Origin of the sequence: Mycobacterium sp. (genome assembly GCF_049673265.1) — a bacterium.
Lineage (GTDB): Bacteria > Actinomycetota > Actinomycetes > Mycobacteriales > Mycobacteriaceae > Mycobacterium.
Genome location: NZ_JBATXN010000641.1, coordinates 1 through 10,936, shown reverse-complemented (window position 1 = coordinate 10,936; position 10,936 = coordinate 1). Strand labels below are relative to the sequence as shown.

Genomic DNA, 10,936 nt, shown 5'->3' with positions numbered 1-10,936 from the left:
GTATCGATGATTACGGCGTGATGGCAATAGACATAATTCGGAACGACCCGTCGGTGTTGATCGACGCCCAGGGTCAAGGCGTAGCGGATATGAAAGTTTACTGCCGTAGACCTCGCGCCGGAGCGATACGCTCGGCGGATGGCCGCGGGCGTGCCACGTGCAAGTCGATGGGCGGTAATTTCTCATGCGTTATCCAACGCGAATATCGCCAAGGCAGAAGCATCAGTCGCGATCGGCACAGTCGTCCACGTGGCCTGGACTGCGACGATGTTGGTCATAACCTTCAAGCGGCTCGGCCCGATCGGCCCAGGTTTGTACAGCCTCGTTACGCAGCTCGCCCTAGCGATGGGCGTTCCAGTTTTTGCCTCGCTAGCGGGCCGGTTCAGGCGCGAGCGCGTCCTGGCTGGTGCCATGATTGCGAACGGAGGTGGAATAGCGCTTGCGATTCCGGTATTGGAGCTTCATGCAACGAGCGCGCTCCTGTTTGTTCCGATTGCAGTAGAAGGGTTCACGCGCTCCGCCCCGAGTGCACTCCATGATGCGCTGCTCCCGTGGTTGGCTAATTCACCGGCCCAGTTGGTCGCGGCGAACGCACTTTTCGCAATTCTCGAGACCACCGCGGTATTAGTCGGTGCCGGGGCGGCCGCCGCCGGTTTGTGGCTCTCCGGGCCGTCCGCTGTCGTGACGAGCGTCGCGATACTTGTCGCACTCGGAGCCGGGCCCCTGCTGGCCATTCGCGGCATAGATACTCGGGTAGCGGCCAACGACAGTTCACGAATCCTCAACGAACTCGCCGGCGGTATCGGTGTGCTTCGGAGGTTGCCGAACGCCCGGGCAGTGGTCATTGTCATGGCTCTGGGTGCTTCGCTTGGCGGTTTCGAGCAAAGCAACGCGACCAGCATCGCGACTGAGATCGTGCACATCGGCGCCAACGGAACCCCAGTGCTGGTTGGAGTTGTCGCTGTTGGCGGCATGATCGGAGGCGTCGCAAGCCTCTCGCTCGATGGTCGACGTTCGATGTCGGTTCCGCTGGCGATCGGCCTTCTCAGTTGCGCGCTAGCGTTGTGCGCGCTGACGGTGACTTCGGTCAAGGGCGCCGCCCTCGTGTTGGTGAGCGTCGCCGGCATCGGTGTTGCCTACCAAGCGGTGTGTAGCCGCACGTTGCTGCAACGGAGTGCCTCAGGGCGATCACTAGACCTACTCGTTGGAATCAACGCGTTGATCTTTGTCTCGACTTTCGGTGTATCGGCTCTTTGCGCGGCGGAGCTCAACGCTGCAGTCGGAGTACGCGGGTCCCTGCGGGTGGCCGCCGGCTTGGCGGTGCTCGGCGCGCTCTACGCCCTGCTGCGACTGACGCGGATCGAACGGCTGTCTCCCATTAGTCACGAAGAACTCGACGCTGTTAACAAGGTGGAGGCGTTCGGACCACTGTCTGTTGCGGCTGCGAATCAGCTTGCCTCTGCTCTCGTTTCTTCGCAGGCCGCCGCAGGCGATGTCATTTTCCGACAAGGTGATGCCGCGGAGGACATGTTTCTCATCCGCTCAGGTGTCTTCGAGGCTGCCGTTGACGGCAAACGAATACGAACGATGCACGGGGGTGACCACTTTGGTGAAATTGCCCTGCTGTTCGAGGCGCCGCGTACCGCCACGGTGCGATGCCAGGAGGCGGGCACACTCTGGCGCCTGAACCGAGAAGATTTCTTGAGGGCCATGACGGGAAACACGACCACCAAGGAGGCGATGAAGGCGATCGCCAACCAGAGGCTCGCTTACGCCGGCGAGGTCGACTACTCCAAACGCGACGAATCCTAGAAACTCCACAGTCTTTGAAAGTCGGTATTCTGGACGGGTTTCACGATGTCAGCCACCCGAGGTGTGGCGATGTAGTCGCGGATCGGCTAGCCGAGGCTTCAGAAGCCTTGGCTGCGGGCGACCTCTGCACCGTCGACCTTGATGGTGTACGTGTTCGGCAGAAGGCCGCCGAACCATTGCGGGCGAACCTTCTTGATCTCGACTGTGTGTTCGCCGTGCAAGACCGTCCACACCTTCGTCGTTGACAGCCTGTATTGCGTTCCAAGCTGCCAGGTAGGAGTGGATGCTTGTGTGTGCTCCTGGCGCGGGTGACTGATCCCCGGTGGCGTTGACCAGCGACTCCATCCCGACCGCGCGATTGCGGTTGATCAGCAGCATGGCCAACACCGCCCGCCGCTTGGGCGTACCCAACGCCGCCGGCGTACCCGCAACGGTCATTAACAACGGCCCGAGAAGATCAAACCCGAGACGACTACCGCCCATCGCGCTTCCAGCCCTTCAGGTCAACGGCGACGTCAGGCTCTTATTGTGATGCCAGCGGACCAATCGGGAGCTGAAAAACCCGACTCGTGATGCGCGCGGGTTGACGCCAACCCGTCGCGCGAAGCGGTAGGAAGAGTCAATCATCTACGGCCACAACGCTTCTTGAACATAAACGCGAAATCGAGGTTCAGAACGGCCGCTTGCAAGATTCTTGGCAGATTCGTGGACCGCGCGCCACGCGAGCAGAGCCATCACTCAACGAAGGACTGAATGAGTATCTTCCTCATCGCAGCTGGCGACCGTTGCTGTCAGGAACCTTTTTCATGATCATCATGATCCCGTCGATGAACACCCACAGCGCCACGCACGGGAGCGTAAAGAACCCGATCAGAACGAAAATCAGCGCCACGCTGATGAGAAAGCTGCCCAGTTGCAAGAACCCGATCATCCAGTCACCGATGTAGAAGCGACCTATACCCCAGACTCCAAAGAACAGCTGTAGCAAACCAGCGACGACAGCGCTCTTGTCGGACAGGGGCTGCCCGCTGACGGGATCTCGCCCATAGGGGGCCGCCTGGTCAGCGGACATATAAGGAGTTGGCGTGGGCGCAGCGCTCCCCTGCCACGCGGCTGCCGGGTTGTAGTCCGGCGCTGCGATCGACGTAGGCGGCAAATTAGGTGGGGGCGAAGGCAGTGGCGCGGGTATAGGCGCCGGCATCGTGGGCGCCGTAGCGGACGGAAGTGGAGGCGGCGGCGCTGCAGCGGACGGAGGCGGAGGCGGCTGCGGCGGTGTGACCGGTGGTCGCGCGGCTTCCACCCTCGGCTTCCGCTGACGGTGGGGTGTCCAATCCTGACCATCCCAGTAACGCTGTGCGTTTGTGTCCTGCGGGTCGTCGTACCAGCCGGGCTGGTTGGGTGTCGCCATGGGCAGATCCTCCCGGTTAACTGAACTGCACCCGTGAAGGGAGAATAGCGCGGGTGTCAGCCATCAGTAATGTTTACCGACCACTATTCTTTCCTTTCTCCACTTGTCCCCAACCGCGGCAGGCCGGCCTCCGGCTGGATCGGTCTGGAGCGACCGTATGGTCAGCTGACTCCTGCCCGATTCAGTCTCTGTCATCGCTTGTATTCACTGTGCTGCTGCGCATCTGAGGTAATTATGGCGTTGCCGAAGAAGCGCCCCAAAACGGCTGGCACGTCCGATGGGGGGTGGTCCCATTGGGCGGAGACAATGCGAGCATCTTGGGTCGGTGGATTTGGCGATTAACCGTAAGCGCTTATCTGGTTACGCAATTCGGCAACGCCACTAATCCGTCCAGTCCAGCGACCGCTATTGCCGTGGCAGCGCAACCCGCTTCGCGATCCTTGCGATGGTGCTGCGAATCTCACCAAGAATCACACCGCATGGCGGACGCGGCAGTACACTTTGACGGCCAAGCCACACGCGTGTGGCGGCGACCAGTCATTCGGGGAGAGCGGGGTGTCCTGTGGTGGAGCCTAAAGGATCGATTCTTCTGGTCTACTTCGTTGCCGATGAGTCCGGCTCGATGGGGCGCAACATCGACGAACTCAACAACGGCTTGGCCTCGCTGCACGACGCTTTGCAACGAGAGTCGTTCGCCGCCGCCAAGGTTCGATTGTCGGTGATCGGCTTTTCCGACACCGCGTTCACCTACCTTGAACCCGCCGACTTGCGTGTCCTGCAGGGAATGCCGGTGCTGACCGCCCAGAGCCTGACCTCCTATGCCGCAGCGTTCGACCAACTCGCTTATCGGATCAGCGTGGACATTCCCAGCCTGAAAGCTCAGGGATACACGGTGCATCGTCCGGCGGTGTTTTTCTTAACTGACGGCCTACCGAACGAAAACGAAGAATGGCATTCAGTTCGAGCGAATCTGCTGGCCCAACCGGCGGCGCCCAACATCCTCGCCTTTGGAATCGGGGATGCCGACGCGGCGGTTATCTGCGAGCTGGCGACCAAGCCCAACTTCGCATTCGTCGCCGCACGCGGGGTGGACGCGGGTGCGGCGATCTCCGAGTTCCTCACCTCGTTGACGCAGTCGGTGATCAGCTCGGGGCAGGCCATCGCGGCCGGCTCGACTCAACTGCAATTTGAAAAGCCAGAAGGGTTTACCTTGGCTGTCGACGTCGTGTAGGCCTCGCGGTCATGGTCGGGTGGCGGAGCCGAAAACACGGGGGATCCCGCGACGAGGAGCCCCCCGCACCACTGGACACACCGATAATTCCCGCTGCCGCGCCGATAGCAGTTGGTGCAAACACACCGTTCTCTGACGTGGCGGGAGTTGCCGAAGTTATTGGGGCTACGGTCGTCCCACAGATCACTGTGGGATCCCCCTCGCCGACGGTCGAACCATCAGCGATCGGTCCGGACTATTGCTCGTTGCCCTTTCGTCCCGATGTGGTGATCGATGGGTGGTCCACCGACGCCATGACCGTTCGTGGGGTGTCACAACGCGGACACCTGCACCGCTACAACGGCGCACCACGGCAAGATGATTTTGCGTTGCATCATCTGCCCGACGGACGCGTGATTGTATTTGTAGCCGACGGTGTTTCGGGGGCGCCGCAATCACATCTCGGCGCGAGCACCGCCATCAAGCAAGCCGCGGAATGGCTGCATTCGCACCTCGGCGATGACGTCGCCAGCACCGACTGGTTGGCGCTGCTCAAAAGCGCCGCGTGGGCGCTCAATGAACGAGCCCAAAGCCTTCTAGGACTTGACGTCCCCGACCCGGTACGCGCGGAGCAGCAACTCGCGACAACTTTGGTGTGTGCGGTCATCGAGCCCACCGGCACGCATACTCTTCGGGCCTATCTAGTGAGTGCCGGCGATTCCGTTGCCTGGCTGCTGTCAGCGGGGCAATTCGTCGAGATCATCGCCGGCAAGTCGGTGCCGGCCTCCGGGGTTGCGTCATCCGCGGTGGTCGGATTGCCCCGCGTGCCAACCGAAGTGACGCCCAAAGTGGTCGACATCGCAAACGACGATGTGTTGCTGATCGGCACCGACGGGATCGGCGATCCCCTGGGCACTGGGCAAGGCGGGGTGGGCGATCTGTTTCGCGATCTGCTGACCAGGCCGTCGGTGCCTTCCCTGATCGAGTTCGCTCACGCGGTGGACTTCAGCCGGGAAACCTTCGACGACGACCGGACTTTGGTCGCGGTATGGCCAAGGAAGCAAGTAGCCCACGAGACCACGGCGCAGCCGCGCAGACCCAGTACTGTGGAAGGTCTGCAATGACACGGCAGGTGATCCCCCGTGACAGGCTGGGTGTGCTGTCGAAGATCGGTCAGGGCGGTCAGGGCGTGGTTTATGCCGCACCCAATGTCAGAACCAAGTTCGCCGCGTCGATGGTCTACAAGGAATACAAAGCCCGGACTTTGGCCGAGATCGATTTCCATGCACTGGCCGCCATGCCCGCTCTGGTCGAGGACTCGTTGTCCTATGCTCAGGCCGAACGGCTGATCTCGTTTGCGGCCTGGCCCTGTGCCATCGTCGAAGATAGCGGCGCACCAACGGGATTCGTGATGCCGGCCATCCCCGACGAATTCTTCATCGACCTGACCACGGTCAAGGGTGTCTCGAGGACAACCGCCGAATTCCAGCACCTGCTCAACCATTCCTCGGTGCTGGCGGCGCGCGGCATTACCCTCGGCGATGCCCAACGCTACGCGCTGCTGCGCGAAGTCGCCTCCGCCCTGGCGTTTCTGCACAGACACGGCGTATGCGTGGGCGATATCTCCCCGAAAAACCTGCTCTTTTCCCTGACCCCCCACGAAGCGGTTTATTTCATCGACTGCGACGCGGTGCGCATCAACGGCGCCTCGGTGCTGCCTCAGGTGGAAACCCCGGGATGGCAGGCACCCGCAGGAGAAGAACTAGCCACCATCTATTCCGACTCCTACAAACTGGGCCTCCTGGCCCTGAGGCTGCTCGCCGGTGACCACGACGCCACAAGCGCCGCCCACATCCCCTCGGCGACATCAGGCATGCTGCGCCAGATCATCACCGACACCCTGACCAACCGGCCGCAGCAACGCCCCCTGCCCGAAGCCTGGACATACGTCCTCGGCCATGCCATCGAACACGCCCAACACCACCAAAAAACAGCAGGCCCGGTACCGGCCAGCTTCACGCCCGAAGCACCACCGACACCCGTCGTACACTCCAGACCCTCGCCCCCACGGTACAAACCACTCAGCCCGCCGCCACCGCCTGTCCGATCGATCCGCCCAGCTGAACGGCCGCACCCTCAGTCGGTCGAACCGACACCGCAGTGGGAGCGCTACGCGCTCAGGGGGGGTTTGGCGCTGCTAATCGTGGCGGTCGTCGCGATCATTGCTAACGCAGCCATCAAGAGTTTCAGCCACGGAAGACACCCGCCCACAACTCAAACCCCAACCGCCGCGTCCGCAGAACCAACCGCGCAACCTGCGTCGCCCTCGCAGTCGACTTCGCCCCCAACCGAGCAGTACGTGAAGACGCCGTGGGGCACACGGTGTCAGGTCGCCACGGATGAGATCGTTTGCGATACATGTGAACCGGGGCTCCTGCTGGATACGCCTGCGGGGGCAGATTGTCCCGGCCCGAGCCTGAATGAGATTGCGGTGGATTCTTCCGGCACCTCACAGTCCCCCGCCGCAGGCGTCATCCTCCCCGCGTCACCTAGCATCCAGCAGCTCTCTGCCGGCCAGACCTATCACGTCAACGGCTGGACGATCGCAGTGAGCGGCTGGGTCCGCTTCACCAATGACGCAACCGGCCACGGGATGGCCGTCGCCGCCCAGAACCGGGACTTCTTCTGATACGACTCTCCTGCTGCGATCCGGCCACTGGCTTGGTTGGCGAATCGACGGTGGGCGGATGGATTGTTCGCTAGCATTTGCCAGCGGGGGGTGCGGTGAGGGAGGCCGCGGTGGATGAGGTGGTGTTCGGGCGGTATCGGCTGATCGCGTTGATCGGCGAGGGCGGCATGGGCAAGGTGTACAAGGCCCACGACACCGTGATCGGCCGCGACGTGGCGGTTAAAGTGCTGCCCACCGAGCTAAGCACCGAGCCGGGTTATCGGGAGCGGTTTCGCCGTGAGGCCCACACCGCGGCCCGGCTGACTGAACCGCACATCATCCCGATCTTTGACACCGGCGAAGTCGATGGCCAGCTGTATTTGGTGATGCCGGTCATCAACGGCATCGATGTCCAGGGTTTGCTGGCGCGTGACGGGCCGATGAGCCCGCAACGGGCCGTGCAGGTGATCACGCAGCTGGCCGCTGCGCTGCAGGCGGCGCACGACGTGGGGCTGGTCCACCGGGACATCAAACCGTCGAATGCGCTGATTACCGGTGACGACTTCGTGTATCTGATCGACTTTGGTATCGCTCACGACGCTGCGGCCACCAAACTGACGAGCACCGGCATGATGATCGGCACATGGGCCTACATGGCTCCCGAGCGCTTCACCACCGGCACTGCTGATGCCCGCGCCGATGTCTACGCGCTCGCGTGTGTGCTCTATGAGTGCTTGACCGGTGTCCGGCCCTTCCCCGGCGACTCTATGGAACAACAGATCGGCGGCCACCTGACACAAGACCCACCAAAACCCAGCCGGCTTAATCCCGCCGTTCCGGCTGGCTTTGATGACGTGATCGCGGCGGGCATGGCCAAAAACCCCGACCAGCGCTATCAGAGCGCTCGTGAGCTGGCCACCGCCGCCCACCAAGCCCTGACCACAACCGCATCGCTCGACCCGCACGCCGCTCCCACTTTGCTTGCCGACTCGCCACGCCCCGCCGGTGTAGCCCAGACACAGCCCACTGACTCCCCCCCTTCCGGACAGCGTGGAAAGTCTGCGAAGACCCGACAGGTGATCCAGCGCGACAAGCTGGGCGTACTGACGAAGATTGGCCAGGGTGGGCAAGGGGTCGCCTATCGCGCACCTAACGTGAAGACCAAGTTCGCGGCGTCGATGGTCTACAAGGAATACAAGGCCCACACCTTGGCCGAGATCGATTTCACAGCACTAGCCGCCATGCCCGCCCTGGTGGAGGAGTCGCTGTCTTACGCCCAGGCCGAACGGCTGATTTCGAGCGCCGCCTGGCCGTGCGCCCTCGTCGAAGACTCAGGAGCGCCAACGGGATTCGTGATGCCAGCCATCCCCGACGAATTCTTCATCGATCTGACCACAGTCAAGGGTGTCTCGAGGACCACCGCTGAATTCCAACACCTGCTCAACCATTCCTCGGTGCTGGCGGCGCGGGGCATAAACATCGATGATGCCCAACGCTATTCGTTGTTGCGCGAGGTCGCCTCTGAGCTGGCGTTCATGCACAAACATGGTGTGTGCGTAGGCGATATCTCACCGAAGAACCTTCTGTTCGCCCTGTCCCCGCACGAAGCTGCCTACTTCATCGACTGCGACGCCATGCGCATCAACGGCGTCTCGGCGCTGCCTCAAGTGGAAACCCCGGGATGGGAAGCACCGCCTGGTGAGGACCTGGCCACCATCTATTCCGACACCTACAAGCTGGGGCTGCTGTCCCTGCGGTTGTTGGCCGGTGACCACGACACCAAAAATCTCCAGCACATGCCCTCGACGACACCTGGGCTGCTGCGCCAGATCATCACCGACACTCTGACCAACCCGCCCCACCAACGCCCCCTGCCCGAAGCCTGGACCTACGTCCTCGGCCACGCCATCGAACACGCCCGACACCACCAAAAGGCAGCAGCCGCAACGCCTGTCAGCGTCGCGCCTGATGCGCCACCGACACCAATCCTGCACTCTCGACCACCGGTCGGTCCCTCGAGGCCACCGCCGCCACCGCCGCCACCGGTCGCGCATTCCAGGCCGCCGGTCAGTGTCCCAAGGACTGCACCGCCGCCCCCGAACGCGCCGCGACGAATGTCGGGCGCAGTTTGGGCCGCTGTGATCACGGGAGCCGCCGTCATCATCGCAGTCGTGGCGATTGCCGTGGCAATCGCCACCAGCAACCGCGGTTCACAGCCGATCGCAGCATCGCCCACCTCGTCGGAGACCCCATCGAGCGCCGAATCTTATTCGCCAACCGCACAGACGCCGACGCCGACGACGCCGACGTTCGCCACCCCGCCCGCCTTGCTGCAAGGCGCCGATAATGATGGCGACACCCAGTGCGTCGGCGGGTTCGCGCTACCCCGCGGCTACCGAGTCGGCCCCGCAGCGCCGACCCGCGCCGACACGTTCACGTCCTGTGCGTTCGCGATAGTTGTAGGTCAAAGCTACCTGGCCAGCAACCCCGATCCCACATCACCGCAAACACCGATCTCCGTCAACGCGTTGTCCCCGCATGCGAACTGCCCGGACGTCCAGAGCAACAACCCCAATGTCCAATGCAGCGGCAATGCCTTCTTGATGCAGTGTCAAGAAGAAGGCACCGACCAGTGGATCACCTGCCGGGGCGGCAACAATGCGATCGTTTACATCTTTTAGGTCTTGATGCTGGTAAATCCGGAAGATGTTGACACACAATGAGTTTAGGACTTCCTGCGCCTCCCATTGAGGCCCGCACTACAGTCACAGTCAGGGGCCAGCTGGGGTCACTCAAGCACCTGGGCGCTTCGCAGTCTGCCCACCCCGAGCGCGGTCGCCTGCCGGACCATCGGACAACCTGCTGCCCAAGACGGCAGCAATTTCGTAATGCAGTGCACAGCTTACGGTTCCAGAGAACCGGATCCACTTGCGTTGATTGCTACTATCCTGTGATGCTCGATCCGCCCGCGCCCCGTGTGTGCCGCAGACTACGCTCCGTCTCGCGGCGGAAAGCCATGAACCGTGTGGCTGTCGCGCTGCTAATAGTGAACCTTGCCTCGGCGGCCACGGTTAGCGCGCCTAAGGCCTTGGCCGCCAGCCTCGCCGGAATGGCCGTATTTCTGGATCCGGGCCACAACGGCGTGTACGACTCCTCGATAACCCGGCAGGTCACAAACGGCCGGGGCGGTACTAAGCAGTGCAACACGACGGGCACTGCGACCAACGATGGCTACCCCGAACATGCCTTGAGCTGGGACGTCACTCTGCGTATCCGTGATGCACTCAACCAGATGGGTGCACGTACCCAGTTGTCCCGAGATGACGACAATTCAGTTGGCCCCTGTGTTGATCAACGGGCCGCGCTGGCCAACGCGATGCATCCGGACGCGATCGTGAGCGTCCACGCCGACGGAGGACCGGTGACCGGTCGAGGATTCCACGTGAACTACTCCAATCCGCCACTGAACGACGCGCAGGGTGGGCCAGCTCTGCAGCTGGCCCACGCAATGCGCGATTCGTTGCTCGCGTCGGGTCTTCAGCCGTCCACTTACATCGGATCTGACGGCCTGTACGGCCGCGCCGATCTCGCGGGCTTGAATCTGGCCCAGTATCCGGCCGTTCTGGTCGAACTCGGCAACATGAAGAACGGCGATGACGCCGCCCAGATGCAAAGTGCGGACGGCCGAGCGAAATACGCGGCGGCAGTTACCGACGGGATCATCTCCTATCTCACCAGAAAAGCGGGTCACACCTAAATGTTCGGACTGCACAGCCGCGGCCGATCGCTTTTGAGTGGCGCTGCGTCAATCACGACAAGGCATCTGAAAACCGTTGAC

The 10,936-nt window shown here is 62.4% G+C and carries 8 protein-coding genes and 1 pseudogene; 6 read left to right on the top strand and 3 right to left on the bottom strand.

The window, feature by feature from the left end; genetic code table 11:
- Positions 1–555 precede the first annotated feature (555 nt).
- The gene (locus tag WBF82_RS21735; protein ID WP_424384997.1) at positions 556–1,812 is read left to right on the top strand and encodes a cyclic nucleotide-binding domain-containing protein; all 1,257 of its coding nucleotides are present in this window, start codon (positions 556–558) and stop codon (positions 1,810–1,812) included.
- 98 nt (positions 1,813–1,910) lie between these two features.
- Here the strand turns inward: WBF82_RS21735 and WBF82_RS21730 are convergent, their stop codons facing one another.
- The 3 genes and pseudogenes from WBF82_RS21730 to WBF82_RS21720 all read right to left on the bottom strand — a co-directional run.
- Positions 1,911–2,033 carry a hypothetical protein gene (locus WBF82_RS21730; protein WP_424384996.1) on the bottom strand — a complete coding sequence of 41 codons (123 nt, stop codon included), beginning with the start codon at positions 2,031–2,033 and terminating at the stop codon, positions 1,911–1,913.
- 545 nt (positions 2,034–2,578) lie between these two features.
- Entirely contained in the window at positions 2,579–2,884 is a 306-nt protein-coding gene (locus tag WBF82_RS21725) for a TM2 domain-containing protein (RefSeq protein WP_424384998.1), read from the bottom strand.
- Between the two features lie 219 nt (positions 2,885–3,103).
- Positions 3,104–3,220, bottom strand: a pseudogene (locus WBF82_RS21720) (DUF2510 domain-containing protein); the annotation flags it as partial.
- Between the two features lie 562 nt (positions 3,221–3,782).
- Here WBF82_RS21720 and WBF82_RS21715 point away from each other — a divergent pair.
- The 5 genes from WBF82_RS21715 to WBF82_RS21695 all read left to right on the top strand — a co-directional run bounded on the left by WBF82_RS21715 (position 3,783) and on the right by WBF82_RS21695 (position 10,855).
- Positions 3,783–4,451: a vWA domain-containing protein gene (locus tag WBF82_RS21715; RefSeq protein WP_424384995.1), complete on the top strand. Its 669-nt coding sequence runs from the start codon at positions 3,783–3,785 to the stop codon at positions 4,449–4,451.
- 245 nt (positions 4,452–4,696) lie between these two features.
- Positions 4,697–5,554: a protein phosphatase 2C domain-containing protein gene (locus WBF82_RS21710; protein ID WP_424384994.1), complete on the top strand. Its 858-nt coding sequence runs from the start codon at positions 4,697–4,699 to the stop codon at positions 5,552–5,554.
- Positions 5,551–7,119, top strand: coding sequence for a hypothetical protein (locus WBF82_RS21705; protein ID WP_424384993.1), 1,569 nt, complete (start codon positions 5,551–5,553; stop codon positions 7,117–7,119). The genes WBF82_RS21710 and WBF82_RS21705 overlap by 4 nt, the downstream gene beginning before the upstream one ends.
- A gap of 110 nt (positions 7,120–7,229) precedes the next feature.
- Positions 7,230–9,779, top strand: a complete 2,550-nt coding sequence (locus WBF82_RS21700) for a protein kinase domain-containing protein (RefSeq protein WP_424384992.1) — start codon at positions 7,230–7,232, stop codon at positions 9,777–9,779.
- 335 nt (positions 9,780–10,114) lie between these two features.
- Complete coding sequence (locus WBF82_RS21695; protein WP_424384991.1) at positions 10,115–10,855, top strand: Rv3717 family N-acetylmuramoyl-L-alanine amidase; 741 nt, start codon at positions 10,115–10,117, stop codon at positions 10,853–10,855.
- Positions 10,856–10,936: the final 81 nt, after the last annotated feature.

What these genes read in the sequence shown, in the direction of transcription:
- WBF82_RS21725 (WP_424384998.1), bottom strand. Translation starts at nt 2,884, where the DNA reads ATGTCCGCTGACCAGGCGGCCCCCTATGGGCGAGATCCCGTCAGCGGG.
- WBF82_RS21705 (WP_424384993.1), top strand. Translation starts at nt 5,551, where the DNA reads ATGACACGGCAGGTGATCCCCCGTGACAGGCTGGGTGTGCTGTCGAAG.
- WBF82_RS21695 (WP_424384991.1), top strand. Translation starts at nt 10,115, where the DNA reads ATGAACCGTGTGGCTGTCGCGCTGCTAATAGTGAACCTTGCCTCGGCG.